The organism is Pseudomonas sp. A-R-19 (genome assembly GCF_019956575.1).
GTDB lineage: Bacteria > Pseudomonadota > Gammaproteobacteria > Pseudomonadales > Pseudomonadaceae > Aquipseudomonas.
Genome location: NZ_JAHBDR010000048.1, coordinates 42,329 through 61,495 on the forward strand (window position 1 = coordinate 42,329; position 19,167 = coordinate 61,495).

The 19,167-nt window shown below is 57.9% G+C and carries 16 protein-coding genes; 13 read left to right on the forward strand and 3 right to left on the reverse strand.

All coding sequences use genetic code 11. The annotated features are described in order from the left end of the window. Positions 1-57 precede the first annotated feature (57 nt). Positions 58-1,722 (reverse strand): electron transfer flavoprotein-ubiquinone oxidoreductase, encoded by a 1,665-nt coding sequence (locus KGA88_RS11650; RefSeq protein WP_110662720.1) that lies wholly within the window; start codon positions 1,720-1,722, stop codon positions 58-60. Between the two features lie 253 nt (positions 1,723-1,975). Further along, positions 1,976-2,272 (reverse strand): hypothetical protein, encoded by a 297-nt coding sequence (locus KGA88_RS11655; protein WP_146242066.1) that lies wholly within the window; start codon positions 2,270-2,272, stop codon positions 1,976-1,978. Here KGA88_RS11655 and KGA88_RS11660 point away from each other — a divergent pair. The 12 genes from KGA88_RS11660 to KGA88_RS11715 all read left to right on the forward strand — a co-directional run bounded on the left by KGA88_RS11660 (position 2,271) and on the right by KGA88_RS11715 (position 17,778). Further along, positions 2,271-3,020 (forward strand): electron transfer flavoprotein subunit beta/FixA family protein, encoded by a 750-nt coding sequence (locus KGA88_RS11660; protein WP_007945693.1) that lies wholly within the window; start codon positions 2,271-2,273, stop codon positions 3,018-3,020. The two genes, KGA88_RS11655 and KGA88_RS11660, sit on opposite strands and share 2 nt — an antisense overlap. Then, on the forward strand, positions 3,021-3,950 hold the full coding sequence (locus tag KGA88_RS11665) for an electron transfer flavoprotein subunit alpha/FixB family protein (RefSeq protein WP_223591129.1): 930 nt from the start codon (positions 3,021-3,023) through the stop codon (positions 3,948-3,950). Between the two features lie 200 nt (positions 3,951-4,150). Next, positions 4,151-4,987, forward strand: coding sequence for a substrate-binding periplasmic protein (locus KGA88_RS11670; RefSeq protein WP_110662558.1), 837 nt, complete (start codon positions 4,151-4,153; stop codon positions 4,985-4,987). Positions 4,988-4,996: 9 nt separating this feature from the next. Further along, positions 4,997-5,353: a DUF4398 domain-containing protein gene (locus KGA88_RS11675; protein WP_223591131.1), complete on the forward strand. Its 357-nt coding sequence runs from the start codon at positions 4,997-4,999 to the stop codon at positions 5,351-5,353. Next, positions 5,350-6,162, forward strand: a complete 813-nt coding sequence (locus KGA88_RS11680; RefSeq protein ID WP_110662560.1) for an OmpA family protein — start codon at positions 5,350-5,352, stop codon at positions 6,160-6,162. The genes KGA88_RS11675 and KGA88_RS11680 overlap by 4 nt, the downstream gene beginning before the upstream one ends. Before the next feature lie 201 nt (positions 6,163-6,363). Continuing rightward, the gene (locus tag KGA88_RS11685) at positions 6,364-7,803 is read left to right on the forward strand and encodes a PLP-dependent aminotransferase family protein (protein WP_008050371.1); all 1,440 of its coding nucleotides are present in this window, start codon (positions 6,364-6,366) and stop codon (positions 7,801-7,803) included. An 80-nt stretch (positions 7,804-7,883) separates the two neighbouring features. Further along, positions 7,884-8,363 carry a translation initiation factor 2 gene (locus KGA88_RS11690; RefSeq protein WP_110661188.1) on the forward strand — a complete coding sequence of 160 codons (480 nt, stop codon included), beginning with the start codon at positions 7,884-7,886 and terminating at the stop codon, positions 8,361-8,363. A 166-nt stretch (positions 8,364-8,529) separates the two neighbouring features. After that, a complete protein-coding gene (locus KGA88_RS11695) occupies positions 8,530-8,784 on the forward strand; it encodes a YkgJ family cysteine cluster protein (protein ID WP_007973695.1) in 255 nt (84 codons plus the stop codon). A gap of 41 nt (positions 8,785-8,825) precedes the next feature. Then, the gene (locus KGA88_RS11700) at positions 8,826-9,431 is read left to right on the forward strand and encodes an START domain-containing protein (RefSeq protein ID WP_110661187.1); all 606 of its coding nucleotides are present in this window, start codon (positions 8,826-8,828) and stop codon (positions 9,429-9,431) included. 338 nt (positions 9,432-9,769) lie between these two features. Beyond that, entirely contained in the window at positions 9,770-11,863 is a 2,094-nt protein-coding gene (locus KGA88_RS11705) for an LTA synthase family protein (RefSeq protein WP_110661186.1), read from the forward strand. 444 nt (positions 11,864-12,307) lie between these two features. After that, a complete protein-coding gene (locus KGA88_RS11710) occupies positions 12,308-16,411 on the forward strand; it encodes a DUF1592 domain-containing protein (protein ID WP_223591133.1) in 4,104 nt (1,367 codons plus the stop codon). Between the two features lie 2 nt (positions 16,412-16,413). Further along, entirely contained in the window at positions 16,414-17,778 is a 1,365-nt protein-coding gene (locus tag KGA88_RS11715; protein ID WP_110662222.1) for a DUF1552 domain-containing protein, read from the forward strand. A gap of 76 nt (positions 17,779-17,854) precedes the next feature. Here KGA88_RS11715 and KGA88_RS11720 read toward each other — a convergent pair whose 3' ends face one another. Beyond that, on the reverse strand, positions 17,855-18,007 hold the full coding sequence (locus KGA88_RS11720) for a DUF3309 family protein (protein WP_007973689.1): 153 nt from the start codon (positions 18,005-18,007) through the stop codon (positions 17,855-17,857). A gap of 285 nt (positions 18,008-18,292) precedes the next feature. Here KGA88_RS11720 and KGA88_RS11725 point away from each other — a divergent pair, with 285 nt between their 5' ends. Beyond that, positions 18,293-19,108 (forward strand): SDR family oxidoreductase, encoded by an 816-nt coding sequence (locus KGA88_RS11725; protein WP_008048965.1) that lies wholly within the window; start codon positions 18,293-18,295, stop codon positions 19,106-19,108. Positions 19,109-19,167: the final 59 nt, after the last annotated feature.

The window sequence follows — 19,167 nt, forward strand, 5'->3', positions numbered from 1 at the left end:
ATAATTTCAGGCAACAAAAAGGCCCCCAATCGGGAGCCTCGATGTTCGCGGTTCGGCTTACATGTTCGGGTAAGTCGGGCCGCCAGCGCCTTCCGGCGTTACCCAGGTGATGTTCTGTGCAGGGTCCTTGATGTCGCAGGTCTTGCAGTGAACGCAGTTCTGGGCGTTGATCTGGAAGCGCTTCTCGCCATCTTCCTTGGTGATCACTTCGTACACGCCAGCCGGGCAGTAACGCTGTGCCGGCTCATCGTACAGCGGCAGGTTCTTGCTGATCGGGATGCTTGGATCGGTCAGCTTGAGGTGGCACGGCTGCTCTTCTTCGTGGTTGGTACCGGAGATGAACACCGAGCTCAATTTGTCGAAGCTGAGCTTGCCGTCCGGTTTCGGGTAGTCGATCTTCTTGCAGTCGGCCGCCAGTTTCAGGCACGCGTAGTCCGGCTTGGTGTCGTGCAGGGTGAACGGCAGTTTGCCGCCGAAGATGTTCTGGTCGAGCCAGTTGAAACCGCCACCGACGATGGCGCCGAACTTGTGGATCGCCGGGCCGAAGTTGCGGCTGGCGAACAGTTCTTCGTAGAGCCAGCTCTTCTTGAACGCATCCACGTAGGTGGTCAGCTCTTCGCTGCCATCCTTCTCGGCGAACAGCGCGTCAGCCACCGATTCTGCGGCGAGCATGCCGGACTTCATCGCGGTGTGGCTGCCTTTGATCTTGGCGAAGTTCAGGGTGCCGAGGTCGCAACCGATCAGCGCGCCGCCCTTGAAGACCATTTTCGGCAGCGAGTTCAGGCCGCCCTTGCAGATGGCGCGAGCGCCGTAGCTGATGCGCTTGCCGCCTTCCAGGTGCTGGGCAAGCACCGGGTGATGCTTGAGGCGCTGGAACTCATCGAACGGCGACAGGTAGGTGTTGCTGTAGGACAGGTCGACGATCAGACCCACCACGACCTGGTTGTTTTCCAGGTGATACAGGAACGAGCCACCGGTGTTCTCGGTGCCCATGATATCCATCGGCCAGCCGGCGGTGTGTACCACCAGGCCAGGCTGGTGCTTGGCCGGATCGACTTCCCAGATTTCTTTCAGGCCGATGCCGTAGTGCTGGGCGTCTGCGTCAGTGTCCAGGTTGAAACGCTTGATCAACTGCTTGCCGATGTGGCCGCGGCAACCTTCGGCGAACAGCGTGTACTTGCCACGCAGTTCCATGCCCGGCGTGTACAGGCCTTCCTTTGGATGGCCTTCGCGGTCGACGCCGAGGTCACCGGTGATGATCCCGCGCACTACGCCGTTCTCGTCGATCAGCGCTTCCTGGGCAGCGAAGCCCGGGTAGATTTCCACGCCCAGGTTCTCGGCCTGCTGGGCCAGCCAGCGGCACAGGTTGCCCAGGGAGATGATGTAGTTGCCTTCGTTGTGCATGGTCTTGGGCACAAAGAAGTCAGGAATTTTCTGCGCGCTTTCAGCGTTCTTCAGAACAAAGATGTCGTCGCGGGTGACGGGGGTGTTCAGCGGCGCGCCGAGTTCTTTCCAGTCCGGGAACAGTTCGTTCAGGGCGCGTGGTTCGAACACGGCACCGGACAGAATGTGAGCACCGACTTCGGAGCCTTTTTCGACCACGCAGACGCTGATTTCCTTACCGGCTTCGGCGGCCTTCTGCTTCAAGCGGCAGGCGGCGGAAAGACCAGCGGGGCCGGCACCGACGATGACAACGTCGAATTCCATGTATTCGCGTTCCACAGGTTATCTCCTACTCAAGGCTCAACAGTTTTTTTTCTAATTTGGAGGTTGGGTGTCGCATCCATGAATCCCAGCGCAACGCCGGGAGCGGACAATCGATTGACCACCTTTCTCTTTGGGTGGCGCATTATATCTACACCACTCTCAGCGTCCAATACAAACGTTTGTTTGAATTGGCTCAAAGCCAGAGAAATCAAAGTCACGCGCCTTATGAACGGCTATTTTGGCGTATTGACCGGAATAGGCGTTCCGGTCAAGATACGGTCGGTTTTGCGCTCGCCGTAGGCTGACTGTTGGTTTCAAGAGCACCTCTAAAGACAGGGCGATGGCAGTAGAGAGTGATGCGCTGCGCGGGTTTGATGCGCAGTTTACACGCCGCGATGTTGAATGACTCGTCAGTCACCACTGACGAACGGTCATCCAGATCATGAGCGATGGTCACTTGACACCTTTGCCGGCGTTTTTGGAGGTGCCCTTGCGCCCGATGAGCATCAACCGCCAGGTTCGCCCAGGCGATTTTCTTTTCACCGGAGAGTAACGAGGAATCCATGAAGGTTCTTGTAGCTGTCAAACGCGTTGTGGATTACAACGTCAAGGTTCGCGTCAAGGCGGACAATTCCGGCGTCGATCTTGCCAACGTCAAGATGTCGATGAACCCGTTCTGCGAGATCGCCGTGGAAGAAGCCGTACGCCTGAAAGAGAAAGGTGTTGCGACTGAAATCGTCGTCGTCTCCGTAGGCCCGTCCACCGCTCAAGAGCAACTGCGCACCGCGCTGGCTCTGGGTGCCGACCGTGCCATCCTCGTCGAGTCCGCCGAAGACCTGACTTCCCTGGCTGTTGCCAAACTGTTGAAAGCTGTTGTCGACAAGGAACAGCCTCAGCTGGTGATCCTTGGCAAACAGGCCATCGACAGCGACAACAACCAGACCGGCCAGATGCTCGCTGCATTGAGCGGCTACGGTCAGGGCACGTTCGCTTCGAAAGTCGAAATCAGCGGCGACAGCGTAGCTGTAACCCGCGAAGTCGACGGCGGTGCGCAGACAGTTTCCCTGAAACTGCCGGCCATCGTCACCACCGACCTGCGTTTGAACGAGCCGCGCTACGCGTCTCTGCCAAACATCATGAAAGCCAAGAAGAAGCCTCTCGAAGTGCTGACTCCGGACGCTTTGGGCGTTTCCACCGCCTCCACCAACAAGACCGTGAAAGTCGAAGCGCCAGCTGCACGCAGCGCGGGTATCAAGGTCAAGTCGGTGGCTGAACTGGTCGAGAAACTGAAAAACGAAGCGAAGGTAATCTAAATGACTATCTTGGTTATTGCTGAACACGACAACAAAGTAGTGGCCCCGGCCACGCTGAATACTGTGGCTGCCGCCGCCAAGATTGGTGGTGATATCCACGTTCTGGTTGCTGGTCAAGGCGTTGGCGCCGTGGCTGAAGCTGCTGCGAAAATCGCTGGCGTGGCTAAAGTGCTGGTAGCCGATAATGCTGCCTACGCTCACCAGCTGCCGGAAAACGTCGCTCCTCTGGTAGCAGAGTTGGGCAAGGGCTACAGCCACATCCTGGCTGCCGCTACTTCCAACGGCAAAAACATCCTGCCGCGCGTTGCCGCTGCCCTGGACGTTGACCAGATCTCCGAGATCATCTCGGTAGAAAGCGCTGACACCTTCAAGCGTCCGATCTATGCCGGTAACGCCATCGCTACCGTTCAGTCGAACGCTGCAGTGAAAGTGATCACCGTGCGTGCCACCGGTTTCGACCCGGTTGCCGCTGAAGGTGGTTCGGCTGCCGTTGAAGCCGTTGCTGCTGCACACGACGCTGGCATCTCCAGCTTCGTTGGCGAAGAACTGGCCAAGTCCGATCGTCCGGAACTGACCGCTGCCAAGATCGTCGTTTCCGGCGGCCGCGGCATGCAGAACGGCGACAACTTCAAACACCTGTACGCCCTGGCCGACAAGCTGGGCGCTGCCGTTGGTGCTTCCCGCGCCGCGGTCGACGCAGGTTTTGTACCGAACGACATGCAGGTCGGTCAGACCGGCAAGATCGTTGCGCCACAGCTGTACATCGCCGTCGGTATCTCCGGCGCGATCCAGCACCTGGCCGGCATGAAAGACTCCAAAGTGATCGTTGCGATCAACAAGGACGAAGAAGCGCCGATCTTCCAGGTGGCCGATTACGGCCTGGTGGCAGACCTGTTCGAAGCCATCCCTGAGTTCGAGAAGCTGGTCTAATCCGGCTGCTTCACTTATAAAGAGCCCGACCTTATGGTCGGGCTTTTTTTTGCCTTTTTCCCTTGTGGGAGCGAGCCTGCTCGCGATGGTCTCATATGCACCGCGTGTATCCAGGATCCCCGCGTCATCGTTGACGCCCATCGCGAGCAGGCTCGCTCCTACAGGGGGGGGCATAACCGGTTTGAGTGGAGTGAACTGCCATGGATCTGCGTCTTGCGTGGAGCTTGCTGGGATTGGCGTTATTGCCGACGTTGACGGTCGCCGCAGGCAAATGCGAACGCCTGGTGGTGACCGGCAGCCCGGACGCGCCACCGTACCTGTGGCAAGACCCGCAGAATCCCAAGCACCTGATCGGTGCCAGCGCCGATTTGCTGCAGCAAGTGGCGGGGGAGTTGGGGCTCAAGGTCGAACTGCTTTATGCCGGCAAGCGTTCCCAGGCCCTGGACGAAGTGCGCAGCGGGCGCATGGACATGCTGGCGGACGCAGCGTTGACAGTCAGCGAGTTGGAAACCCTGGATTACATCCACCCACCCTTGCTGGAAAACGACTATCTGGTCTGGACTCGCAAGGACTCGGTGCTGGTCTACAACGAAGCACAGGACTTGCACGGGCATTCCGGAGCTGTGTCGGAAAAAGCTCGATTGACTCAGGAATTCAGCACCTTTGCCGGACAGCAACTGACCCTCGCGCGCACGTCCAACCTGACCCAGGCCTTTCAGAAACTGCTGTTGGGCGAGGTCGAATTTGTCCTGGCAGGGCGTTACTCGGGCATGGCGACCGCACAGACACTGGGCATGGCCGGCGATCTGAGCGCGCGCTCGCAACCGGTCGACAAGCCTGGCCTGTACCTGGCGATTTCCCATGACTCTGCCTGCAACGATCCATGGTTGCGCGGACAGTTGGCTAAAAAGATGACAGAATTGCCCGCGTCCGGACTGACGGAGGCCGTGCTGATGCGCAATATCGAGCGTTGGAAGGCTCAACGTTCACAGCCGCAGCAACCCCCGCAACAACCCGTCAGTACCCCAAAACAGTAGGGATATTTAGTGAGTATTCGACCTCTTTTCGCTGCCATGGCCATTGCCGCCCTGGCGGGTTGTGCAACCGATCCTGCGCCGAATGAACAATTTCGCCTGACCGAGCAGGCGCTCGAACAGGCCAAGGCCGTGGGCGCCACCGCCGACGATGTGCCGGAAATGAAACTGGCCGAAGACAAGTTCAACCGCGCCAAGGGCAACATGACCGATCAATCCTTCAAAAATGCACGCATGCGGGCCGAACAGGCCGAACTCGATGCGCGCCTGGCTGAAGCCAAGGTGTTGACGGCCAAGAGCGAAGAACAGTTGAGCGTGCTGAACACCCGCATCGCCCGCTTGCACAAGCAACTGGGAGATGCCGAATGAGCCTCAAGAGCAAAGCCCTCGGCGGTTTGATCCTGGCAGGTTGCGCAAGCCTGTTTGGCTGCGCCAGCCAGCACAGCGAGACCGCGTTGCAGCAGGCCGGTGCCGACTTTCAGAAGGTCAAGGAAGATTCCAATGTGCTGCGCATCGCCCCCAAGGACGTGATTCGCGCCGGTGAGTCCCTGGCCCGTGCCGATCGCCTGTCCAGCTATTGGGGCAGCGGTTCGGACGTGGTGCATTACGCCTACCTGAGCCAGCGCTATAGCGCCATTGCCCGGGAACACACCAATCAGGCGCTCAACGAAGAGCAAGCGGCAAAACTCGAACTGGAGCGCCAGCGCCTGCAACTGGCCCTGCGCGAATCCAAACTGTTCAGCGTGCAGCAGCAAGGCAAATGGCTCGAAGAACAGATCCTGGCATTGACCACCACCCAGACCGACCGCGGTCTGGTGATGACATTGGGCGACATGCTGTTCGACACCGGCGAAGCGGAATTGAAACCGTCGGCCAACCGCGTGGTGTTGAAGATCGTGCAGTTCCTGCAACTCAATCCCAAGCGTGTGGTGCGGATCGAAGGTTATACAGACAGTACCGGGGGCAAGCAGGAAAACCTCAAGCTGTCCCGCGACCGCGCGCAATCGGTGGCTGATGTGCTGATGGACCTGGGTATCGACGACAAGCGCATCCAGGTCGAGGGTTATGGCGACGAGTATCCGGTGGACGCGAATGCGTCGGAACGGGGCCGAGCGCAGAACCGTCGGGTAGAAATTGTGTTTTCCGACGAAAAGGGCCAGCTCGGCGCCGCCCGCTAAGGGTTGCGTCGCTGGAAAGCCCGGCCTGCCATGCAGCGCCGGGTTTTTTTACGCCTGCCGATTACCGCACAAAACAGTACAGATTTTGCTGACACTGCACTGTACGGTCGACTATTGTGGCAACTGTCCCCGTACACTTCTAAACTGTTCCGGTATTGTTTTACACAAGAATAAAATGCCCGTGAAATCGAGTGCTGCGTCATGACCAATCTTTTGCTCTATCAACGTATTGCTCAACAACTGGCCGAAGACATCCGTCGTGGGGTCTATCAGCCGGGAGAGCGCGTGCCTTCGGTGCGCAAGATGAGCTCGCAGCTCAATGTCAGCCATGCAACGGTGTTGCAGGCGTATGCCAATCTCGAAGATCAGGGTCTGATCCGCGCCCGGCCGCAGTCAGGCTACTACGTGCACCAGACGCCGGCACTCACCGCGCCGACGCCGGACATCGCCCGGGTCGAGCGCCCGGGCCTGGTCACCCGCAGCAGCATCATTCAACAAGTGCTGGTCGAATCCCGTCGTGAAGGTGTCTTCCCGCTGGGCGCCGCGGTGCCGAGTGTCGACTATTTGCCGGTGCGGGCACTGCATCAACAATTGGCCAAAGTCACCCGTTTCCATAGCCCGCGGGCCTTCAGCTACATGTTCAGCCCCGGTTTCGAGCCGTTGCGCCGACAGGTGGCGATCCGCATGCGCGATGCCGGCGTGGTGGTCGATCCGTCGGAAGTGGTGATCACACACGGCTGCGTCGATGCGCTGCAGATGTCCTTGCGCGTATTGACCCGTCCCGGCGATCTGATCGCCGCCGAATCGCCGACCTATTACGGGTTGCTGCAACTGGCCGATCTGTTGGGCCTCAAGGTCATCGAGATCCCCAGCGATCCCGCCACGGGCATGAGCCTGGAAGCCCTGCAACTGGCGGCCAACCAATGGTCGATCAAGGCGTTGGTGCTGACTACGCGGCTGAGTAATCCATTGGGCGGCACCATGCCTGAAGAGCGGCAGAAACAACTGCTGCGCCTGGCGTCGGACTTCGATATCCAGATTGTCGAAGACGATATCTACGGTGAGCTGATGTTCGAGCAGGGGCGCACCAAGTCCCTCAAGGCCTACGATCGGCTGGACCGGGTGATCTATTGCTCAAGCTTCTCCAAGACCCTGTCGCCTGGCGTGCGGATCGGCTGGATGATTGCCGGCAAATATCAGCAGGAAATCCAGCGCTTGCAGACCTTCAGCACGCATTCGGCGTGCAGCGTGACCCAGATGGGCATTGCCGCTTATCTGGAAAATGGCGGGTACGACCGGCATTTACGCTTCATCCGTCAGGAGTACCGGAAAAACCTCAGTGCCTTCCAACTGGCCGTGCAGCAGTATTTCCCCGAAGGCACGCAGATGACCCGGCCTACCGGGGGCTTCATTCTGTGGGTCAGTCTGCCGGGACGGGTCAATACGCAAGAGTTGCATGTGCGGGCATTGCAGCAGGGCATCAGTATTGCGCCGGGGCTGATCTTCAGTAATACCGAGCAGTTCAATCACTGTATTCGTCTCAATTGCGGCATACCCTGGAACCGTGAAGCCGAGCGCGCGTTGATGACGTTGGGCATGCTGGCCACTCAACTCTGCCAGGAAATGGCAGGCGGTTTGTAACAGGCGGCTACTTCGCTTGTCTTGTGGGCTGCAACAGGCGAGCATATGCACCTCTGCCGCTTGCACCCACCGTGGGATCCATGAAACCGATTTTTCCTGCCGCCTGGCTTTTGCTCTGCCTGTTCATGAGTATTCAGCCAGCATCCGTCATTGCCGCCACCGAGCAGGAACAGGCTACCGGCAGTTTCCACGTTGCACCGATAAAACCCGAACCTGTGAAAAAAAACTCGCCGGCCAAAAAAGCGGCGACACCTGTGAAAAAGCGTCCGCCCATTGCCTCCAAATCGAAACCTGCCAGTGAGGTGGTAAAGACTGAGCTGCCATCCGCCAAGCTGGACCTGAGCTTGCCCAAGGATATGGTTCAGGAGCTGAAGCCGGTCGGAACGGTGCCGTTGATCAGGCGTGAACCGCTGTTGCCCCAGTTGTTCGGTGACAAAAGCGGCAGTAGCCCGTTCCAGCTCAACGGCCGCCTGCTCACCAATGAAATGCAGCTGCAACTGCGCAATGAAGAGCGCCGCGAGGTCGAAGGCGCAGCACTGGATTTCGAGTTCAAGCAGTAACCTGATCCCGATCCGCGAGCCTCGGACCAGACGCTTTGTCGGAGACTGGCCGGTCATGCACGTTTGCACTGAAAAACCCGCTCGCAGGTAATTTAAAACAACTGTTTTAGCGGGTACTCTGTGCCCCGTCCTTTTACACATTGCTCGTCGCGAGGAGCTTGTCGTCATGAAATGCCGTGAGGGCTGTGGCGCTTGTTGCATTGCCCCATCCATCAGTTCACCGATTCCCGGTATGCCCAACGGCAAGGCCGCGGGGCAACGTTGCCTGCAACTTTCCGCCGATAACCTGTGCAATATTTTCGGCCAGCCGGAACGGCCGGCGGTGTGTTCTGCCTTCGAGGCCGACCCCGAGGTGTGCGGAAGCAGCAGCGAAGAAGCCATCCGGTTGATTGGCTGGTGGGAGCAAATGACGGCGGCGTGATGTGTACAACGAACGGAACTTCAACAATAAGGAATAAGACTATGGGTTCGCTGCATCGTATGGCTGTGCTGTGTGGTTTGACGGTTGTGCTGGCTACCTCGACGGCCCAGGCCGAAGACTGGAAAGTCAAAAAAGACGAAGACGGCATCAAGATCTCCCTGAGTGAAGTGGCCGGGTCCGACTACAAGGCTTACCAGGGCGTCACGCTGATGAAAACCACCATGGCCAAGCTGCGTGCGTTGCAGGAAGACGTGTCCGGAGCCTGCGCCTGGATTCACGAATGCAAAACCCAGAAGCTGCTCAAGCACGAAGGTGACCAGAGCTGGACTTACACTCAGTTCAACACCCCATGGCCGGTTACTCCGCGTGATTCGGTGCTGCACGTCACTACCACCGAAGGTGCCGATGGCAGCGTGACCCGCAAGCTCGAAGGCGTACCGAAGTACATTCCTGAAGAAAAAGGCTTCGTCCGGGTCGCCAAGGTCGACGGTTTCTGGAAGTTCGTACCCAAGGGCGACCAGATCGAAGTGACCTATCAGGTGCACACCGAACCGGGCGGCAGCGTGCCGTCGATGGTGGCCAACAAGTTCGTGGTGGATGCCCCGTTCAATACCCTCAAAGCCCTCAAGGAACGCGCCGAGAAGTAAGGGCGTGGTGCTTTCAAGGTGACTTCGCAGCGCCCCGACCGGTTCGGGGCGTTTGCGTTTTTGACAGGGCAGGGTGCTTTAATTTGTTTCCGAATATGCGTTGCACGAAATTTTCACCCGATCTCCAAGACAATTCGCCGGCTCTCCCGCAACACGTTGCGTATTCCCGAGTGCAGGATGAAACAGTCGGGATGCGGGTAGTAATCAATGGCAATGCTGCCTTCGATCGTGCAACATTTGCGCACCGCGCAAACCCCCAAGGCCTTATACGGGCCGAAAAGAGGGCAAGGCGCAGCTGTATTTTTGAAACTTCAACTTCCAATGGGTCCTAAAACGACATGGCAATCCCGGACGCCCTGAATCAGCAGCGAGCTTCTAGTCGCCTGCTGCAACCGACCGTCAAATCGCATCTGGCCTACACGCTGTTGTGTGCCCTGGTCATGATGGTCATGTTCAGCCTGCTGCGCGTCGCGCTGCTGGTTTACAACCGCTCGATGATCCTCGACACACCGGCATCGACCTTCCTCGAGGCATTCGCCAACGGTCTGCGTTTCGACCTGCGTCTGGTGGTCTATCTCAGTATTCCGTTGCTGCTGGCATTGTTCAGCGCCCGGGCCATGGCGGCACGCGGACTGTTCCGCCTCTGGCTGACGATCGTTTCCAGCATTGCGCTGTTCCTGGGCCTGATGGAAATGGACTTCTACCGTGAGTTCCACCAGCGCCTCAACGGCCTGGTCTTCCAGTACGTCAAGGAAGATCCGAAGACCGTGATGAGCATGCTCTGGTACGGTTTCCCGGTGGTTCGTTACCTGCTGGCCTGGGCCGTGGGCACCTGGATCCTGAGTCTCGCCTTCAAGGGCGCGGACCGTGCGACCCGCCCTCGTGGCCCTTTCAGTGGCGGCAGCATCGGCACGCGGCAGATTGCCCCGTGGTATGCGCGCATCGGGGTATTCGTGGTGTGCTTGCTGATCTGCGTGGTCGCCGCGCGTGGCACCCTGCGCCAGGGCCCGCCGCTGCGTTGGGGTGACGTCTATACCACCGACTCGAACTTCGCCAACCAGTTGGGCCTCAACGGCACGCTGTCGCTGGTAGCGGCTGCCAAGAGCCGGATGTCCGAGGATCGCGACAATATCTGGAAGGCGACCCTGCCACAGCCACAAGCCCAGCAAGTGGTGCGTGACATGCTGGTAGTGCCGGCCGACAAACTGGTGGATGTCGACACCGCGGCGGTACGTCGCGATTACACGCCGCCAGCCGACAAGACCCTGCCGATCAAGAACGTCGTTGTGATCCTGATGGAAAGCATGGCCGGTCACTCGGTCGGCGCGCTGGGCGGGCCGGGCAACATCACGCCGTACCTCGACAAGCTGTCGAAGGAGGGCTTGCTGTTCGACCGCTTCTTCTCCAACGGCACCCATACCCACCAGGGCATGTTCGCCACCATGGCCTGCTTCCCGAACCTGCCGGGTTTCGAATACCTGATGCAGACCCCGGAAGGCAGCCACAAGCTGTCCGGTTTGCCGCAGTTGCTCAGTGCCCGTGACTTCGACGACGTGTATGTCTACAACGGCGATTTCGCCTGGGACAACCAGTCGGGGTTCTTCAGCAACCAGGGTATGACCAACTTCATCGGCCGTAACGATTACGTGAATCCGGTGTTCTCCGATCCGACCTGGGGCGTGTCTGACCAGGACATGTTCGACCGCGGCCTGGTTGAGCTCAAGGCACGGGAAAACGGCAAGCCGTTCTATGCCTTGCTGCAAACCCTGTCCAACCACACGCCTTACGCCTTGCCGACGCCATTGCCGGTCGAGCGCGTGACCGATCGTGGTAGCCTGAACGAACACCTGACCGCCATGCGTTACTCGGATTGGGCACTGGGCCAGTTCTTTGAAAAGGCCCGCAAGGAGCCGTACTTCAAGGAAACCCTGTTTGTCATCGTCGGTGACCACGGCTTTGGTAACGAACAGCAGATCACCGAAATGGACCTGGGCCGCTTCAACGTGCCGATGCTGATGATCGCGCCGGGCATCCAGGAAAAGTTCGGCCAGCGTGACCACACAGTGGGCACCCAGATCGACATCGTGCCGACCATCATGGGCCGCATCGGTGGCGAAGTGCGTCATCAGTGCTGGGGGCGCGACCTGCTCAATCTGCCGGAAGGCGACGCCGGCATTGGTGTGATCAAGCCATCGGGCAGTGAGCAGACTACGGCTATCCTCACCGCCGACCAGATTCTGGTCCTGCCGAAAGACAAAGACATGGCGCCGAAGTTGTATCGGTATGAATTGGGTGCCAATCCTCGCGCCGAAATCATTGCTGATGCGCCGCGTACCGCCGAGTTGAAACTCAAGCTCGAATCGTTCCTGCAAACGGCGACCAAGAGCCTGCTGGACAATACTGCCGGTGTGATTGACGGCAAGCCGGACTAAGTACTCCGTCAGGCCTTGCTGCCTGATCTCAGGCAACAAAAAATCAGAATCCGATGCCTGCACTGGCATCGGATTTTTTTATGCCTGCCGGGTGGCGATGTACCGCACTCGAGGGTGATACCTGTCAACTTTGACAGTAGACACCCTTGGAGTGTGGGTATTTCATACAGGTGCTTCGGGTATCTGTTCCAACGTTTGCAACAGCGACGTTGCGAGCGGGCAGTGTCGCAAGGATGAGTGTCTGCCGTTCCTGTCTCTATGGCTTTCGAGCCATGTCTTGGTCATGCAGTGGAACCGCATTGGAAGACATTCCAATCGAAACGCCGGGGTTGGCTTGGCATTTTTCAGCCCGCCACTTCGGTTCAGGTGGTTCGCCGCAGGACACTGAATCTGCAGATTTGTCCGATGGGTTGAAACACTTGGCTGACGAGTGAGGCTCGCTTCATGAACAAGTCTGTCGGTGTGCTTCGTATGCTGTGGCTCGCGTGTCTGGTGGTGCTAGCGGTATTGACCAGAACAGCAGAGTCAGCTCCCTCACCTCGGTCCTGTACCGCACCCGCTTATGAGAAGGACACGCCCTATGAACAAGGGCAACAGGTACAGCACGCCGGCCAGCAGTTTGAATGCTGGAAAGATGACGAGGCACCGCTGGGTGTCGGCAGTTGGCAATGGTGCCGGCAACCGTCCTACGAGCCACTCCTTCCAACCAACCACTGGAAAGACGCCTGGAAGGAGCTCGGTGAATGCGGCGGCTTCGAGGGCAATCGGCTAACGCTGAGCTTTTCCACCCTTAGCGGCAAAGCACCCCTGAAACCGGCGGTGCCCGGTGTCGCTCGCGCTGATCAGATGCTCACCGGGACTTTGCGCTGCAAGGCCGAAGAGATTTCCATCAGCGCGAAGGCCAGCGAAACGATCCACCTCGATAATCTGAAAGCCTGCGACTACCAATTGGTGATGAACAGCGCTGATGGATACATCCCGCTGAACACGCCACGCATTGTCACGTTCAAAGAGGCGCAAGGGGCAGAGCAAGCCGTGACGGTGAAGTATCGTCCACCGGTGGATGTGAGCAAGCTCAGTGGTTTGCCGGGGATAAAGATCGAGCTGTTTGCCCAGGGTCTTATTCAACCCAGGCAGATGGCCATGGGCAAGAACGTATTGTATGTCGGCTCCAGTGCAATCCCTTCGTACGTCTATGACGGAAAAATCGGCGACATGATCTACGCACTGCCGCTGGATGGGGCCGGTAAACCGACGGGCATTCATGTCATTGCCAGCGGCCTGGAAGAGCCTCATGGCGTGGCGTATCGCAACGGTGATCTGTATTACTCGACCACGGGTGGTCTGTATCGCTTGCGTAACGCGGACGATCATTACAAAGACCCAAAACCCGAACTGGTTTTAAAATTTCCGGCAGACGACAACTTGTTTCCCTTGCCCCCTCTGTCGTCCGGTTCGAACACTCGCATCTGGCACATGAAACACCCCTTGCGCTTCAATCCACTGGATCCATTAGACAAATGGGTTTATACGGCGGTCGGCATTCCGTGCAACTTGTGCATGATTCCTGCCGACAAGCGCTATGGGACGGTCTTGCGCTACTCCCTGGAAACGGGGGCGTCCGAGATTCTGGCCACGGGGGTGCGTAACTCTGTCGGCTTCGACTGGAACCCCAAGGACGGCAAAATATGGTTCAGTGACAATAATCGCCAAGGCTTCCCTAACCCTGACGAGGTCAACTTTATCCGGAGCCCCGGATTGCATTTCGGCGTGCCTTATCGGTTTGGCAAGGACACGCCCGGATTCACCCAGGAGGAGTACCAGAACCCGGGTGTGATCCAGCCACCGCTGGTGCCCGGGGCCATTGTGTCCGACAAGTCGCTCGAGCAGATCAACCCCGCTGATTATGTGCCGGCAGCGTTTGAGTCGGGTACCAATACGGCACCGCTCGGGGTCAAGTTCTGGTCAGGTTACCCGGCCGCTGCCGATACCCAGCATTTGCTGGTTGCCGTGCATGGTGCGGGCTCCACCACCCGTCCAGGCATGGACATACAAATGCTGACCATCCAGGGTGGTACGCGCGTGGTCAACCAGATCCCGCTGATCAATGGATTTGTGCAGGACCCGAAACGGTTTGATGTCTATTGCCTGGACAACTCGTGCATTGGGCGCCCCGTCGAGTTTCTTGAGCTGGCGGATGGCAGCCTGTTGATCAGCGACGATGTCGCCGGGGTCATCTATCGCGTGCGCTATGACGCAACCGGGTTGCCGCAGACCGAATTGACGTTACGTCCAATGCTGGCACCCCCCGGCCTGGAAGACGAAATGATCAGCGGTTTTCTGATTGCCCCCGATGGCAATAGCCGGCTGGTGCAAATGTCATGGAATCCGTCAAACAATGAGTCCGCGATGGTTCTCAAGGGGTTGCCGTATGGTGAGTATCAGTTGCGGTTGAATGATGTGAAAAACTGGATTCCCGAGGTGCGCAACACATCCTTCACGCTATCGGAAACCAACAAGACTCATACGATTATCCAGCGTTACCGCGAGCGGCCGATCAAGGTTGAGGTCAAGATTACGATCCAGGCACCGGCTAAACCTGCTTCTGTCACCGATGGCCAATGGCACATCACCCTGGTCAACGAGGCCCAGAGCAATACTCAGCCACAGGTCATGAACATTCCGTGGGGCGGGACTACGACGCTGATCCTCGACTACGGCAAATACAAGGTTATCTACCCGTTTTACTCGAAGGAAAAGCCGGAGCCGGAACTGGAGACTGTGGTGATTGATGAGTCCAGTCAGGACCGGCAACTACCCGTCATAACTTACCAACATGTCGAGCGCCTGGGCGAAGCGGTCTTGGCGGGGGCCTGTACCAAGTGCCATGCGGTCGAGTACTTCAACAGTGCGAGCAAGGCCTTGCTCTGGAGCGTGGCGGGTCGGGACGCGCTGGTCAGACAAATCAAGACCATGCCGGTTTCAGGGCATTGCGACACAACCTGTGCGACGGAAATCAGTAATCACTTGTTCGACGTCGTCTGGAAACCTTACCTGGATCAGGGCGAATCCTATGGCGCGCGGCAGTTGCGATTGCTGACGCCAAGTGAGTATGCCGTCACCGTCTGGGACATTCTGGGTGTCGAAGTCAATCCCGAGAAGCTGCCGGCCGACAAGTCCGAAAAAGACTTCAAGTACCCAGGGGAAGCGAACATGGGCGTTCTGCAGGCAGAGGACGTCAAACTGTTTTACGACATGGCATTGTCGGTGGCAGAAAAGGTTTCGCCATCGCGGTTGAGAACGCTGGCAACCTCCCGGACAGGCATCGATCTGGTCACCTCACTGGGTTATCAGTTGTTCCGACGGCCTTTGACTGACGCCGAGCGGTTGCGTTACCAGAAAATCCTCGACGAGCAAGGGGCACCGGCTGTAGTCACGGCTCTGATGATGTCGCCGATCTTTCTCTATCGTTCTGAACTGGGGGCGGCGACAGCCTTGGCAAACAACGTGTACGAGTTGACGCCGTTCGAGGTAGCGACTGCGCTCTCTTACGCGTTCGAGGGCACGACGCCGGATGTTGAGCTGCTGGCCAAGGCGCAGCGTAATGAACTGCGGACCTCACAACAGATCTCTGCAGAGGTTGAGCGAATGATGCAAACGGATCGCGGCATCGAGCAGTTCAATCGATTCGTCAGCTACTACGTCAAGACCGCTCGGGGCGTGCAGGAAAAACCGGGGCTGAGCAAACACATGATCGAACTCATGGCCCAGGAGCAGTATTTGCTGAGCAAAAACATGTTGCTGAACTCGGGAACCCTGAGTGAGTTGTTCAACCCTGGTTACACCTATTTGAATCAGGACCTGGCCGCGCATTATGGAATCGGCGGTGTCACGGGCAGCACGATGCAAAAGGTCGTGGTGGACGAAAAACGGGGAGGGTTGTTGCATCTGGGGCTGACTCAAGCTGCCACGTCAGACTTGGTGAGCACTTCATTGGTCAAGCGTGGAATCATGGTGCGTGAGCAGATGTTCTGCCGTGAATTCGGTGCCCCGGTGGAGGCCCAACCTGAAGGCCCTAAGCTTCCAACCCGGGCAATTACCACCCGAGAATACTGGGATCTGGTAAACGGCGAACATGCTTCAAACGGGCGTTGCTGGCAATGCCATCAATTCATGAATGACACCGGGGCAGCGTCACAGAACTACGATGCGGCCGGCCGTTATCGCACCTTGGAAAACGCCTACAACTACGACCTGTATCCACAAATCATGCCGATCGACGCCTCCGGTCCGTTTATCACTTCGACCGGAACCGAACATATCAACGACGTTCGGGATATTGCCCGAATAATTCCACGTCATCCGGCATCTCAGTTCTGCATGGCCGACAGTTACTTCCGGTTTGTATTCGGTACCAAATCCGATGCCTCGACCTCGGGGACCGTGAAAGCGCTTGCCGATGGTTTGAAAACCTCAGGGTCCCTGGCAGAAATGTTGCGAACTCTGGGTACCTCCAAGGCGTTCATCTACAAGACCGAGAGGAACTGATCATGGGCATTTTGAAAAGTCGTCGACGCTTTCTTGCGGGTCTGGCTGCGACGAGTATTTTTGGTCCGTTGACCCAATTCGGATTAGCGCGAATGGCACTGGCGGGGCAATCCGAGCAAGCCAGGTTGAAGGTCGTGTTTGCGGTGATCCCCGATGGACTGGCGGTGGACTCCTACAATGGCGATGGTTTTGGTGATGGGCGCGGATTGTGGCATCCCACTGCACAGGGGATGGATACCACTGCCTTTACGCTGAATGAAGTCAGTTCAGAGCTGGCCGCCTATCGCAACCAGTCGTTGTACCTGCGCGGGATTATTCTGGGGCCGGGGAACGAGGGTCATAATGGCTGGAACTGGGTATTGCGTGATAGCGAAAAGAGTCAATCGTCTATTGACGTGTTGCTGGGGCAAGCGTTGCCGGGCACTGAGCCGTCCCACCGAAGTCTGTTTGCCGGCCCCCACGCCGGAATCGATGGAACGCCCTGGTTTGTGTCGTTTCAGGGAAGTGCGATTCGTACCCCCTACCGTGACCCCATGTTGATGGCTGAATCGTTGTTCAAGTCGCCCGCTCAGGCTCGGGGCGCACTACAGCCTGGGGCCGGTGCGCTGCTGGAGGCATCCCTGGTGGATATCCAGGAGCTCAGAGTCAAGCTTTCTGCCGGAGAGCGGCAAAAGCTTGATACCCATCTCGACTCGGTGGAGCAGGTCATCAAGGACCTGGAGGAAACACGGCCGCCCGTGGGGGCATGTGAGCCTGTGACGCTCGAGCCCCTGGATTACCGATCGGCAGTGCACCGTACCCGCATCCAGGCTGATCATCACAAAGTGGTGGCCACCGCCCTGGGTTGCGGGATAACCCGGGTCGCCACCCTTCAGATCGGGCGCTCGGCGGAGTCGCTCAATATCGTTGATGTCACTTCCACCAAGAATCCCCATGAGTGTGCACATCGTTACGCCGGGGTGGAGCCCTGGAGTGGAACACGGAAATGGTACGTCAAGCAGATCAAACTGTTTATGGATGAACTGGCCAGGTACCAGGACCCGCACGTGCCCAGCGACAATCTGCTCCAACATACACTCGTCATTCTCACCAGCGAAATGGCCGATGGAGCCCCTGAGCACATGGTCGATATGCCGATGTTATTAATGGGAGGCGCGAGCGGATTATTAAAAAGCGGGGACGGTTCAGGACGGTACTTCAACGTTACGTCGCAAGCCGATCGTAAGCACCACGCGGGGAATCCGGTGATCGGCAAGAATTTCGTCGACATGCAGCGTATTTGGGCAACAGTAGCCAAGGCCGCCGGAACCAGCGTGCCTTATGAAGGCAATATCGATCCCCTCAGCGGAATATTCACTAACGTATGAATCAAAACAACGATGCCAGTCAGATTGACTGACTGGCATCGTTTTTTTCGCTGGTTTCTATCTGCTTGTCAGACGTTCATATCCTGCCGAGCAAGAGCAGGATCAATAGCACCACCAATACGACGCCGATGATTCCGGACGGGCCATAACCCCAACTTCTGGAGTGCGGGAAGACCGGTAAACCACCGATCAGTAACAGGATCAGAATGATGATCAGTATTGTGCCCATGTCTTTTTCCTTGTCGAAAATGCAGTGGATTGACCTTGCCAATCAAGTTCAGCGGGAATGAAGTAAATTCGAGCTGCTTAAAAATTCCGACTCTTGCGACTGCAGGAAAATTCCAAGTTTTTTTGAAGTATTTCGCACGGGTTCTTATTTCTTTTGTGCTTGCCTTAGTTGCTTCAGGCGCTCCCGCGGTTTGCTCGGGCCATTCAGCAATCTGATGGAGCGTGGGTCGGGCAATTTCCTTCGCTACACTCGGTGCATCTTCCAAGAACGACAAGGCTGTTTGCTATGCAAAATCGCATGATGATCACTGGTGCAGGCTCTGGTCTGGGTCGCGAAATCGCGCTGCGCTGGGCGCGTGAAGGCTGGCAACTGGCTTTGTCGGATGTCAGCGAGCCCGGCTTGCAGGAAACCCTCAAGCTGGTCCGTGAAGCCGGTGGCGATGGTTTTATCCAGCGCTGCGACGTACGCGATTACAGTCAGTTGACGGCGTTCGCCCAGGCCTGCGAAGTCAAGCTCGGCGGTATCGATGTCATCGTCAACAACGCCGGCGTGGCGTCTGGCGGGTTCTTCAGTGAGTTGTCGCTGGAGGACTGGGACTGGCAGATCGCGATCAACCTGATGGGTGTGGTCAAGGGCTGCAAGGCTTTCCTGCCATTGCTGGAAAAAAGCAAAGGCAAGATCATCAACATCGCGTCCATGGCCGCGCTGATGCAAGGCCCGGCGATGAGCAACTACAACGTGGCCAAGGCGGGCGTGGTGGCGCTGTCCGAAAGCCTGCTGATCGAACTGGCGCATCAGGAAGTCGGCGTGCATGTGGTGTGTCCGTCGTTCTTCCAGACCAACCTGCTGGATTCCTTCCGCGGCCCGACCCCGGCGATGAAAGCCCAGGTCGGCAAGTTGCTGGAGAGCTCGCCGATCAGCGCCGCCGACATCGCCGACTACATCTACCGGCAGGTCGCCGCTGGCGAGTTCATGATCCTGCCCCACGAACAGGGCCGCATGGCCTGGGCGATCAAGCAGAAGAACCCGCAATTGCTCTACAACGAAATGACCGCCATGGCCGACAAAATGCGCGCCAAGGCCAGGCAGTCCGCAAGCTGATCTTGCTCGCAGGCAACGCTGTGGTTAGGGTGGCCGCCATCGGCCATCCTCGCGAGACG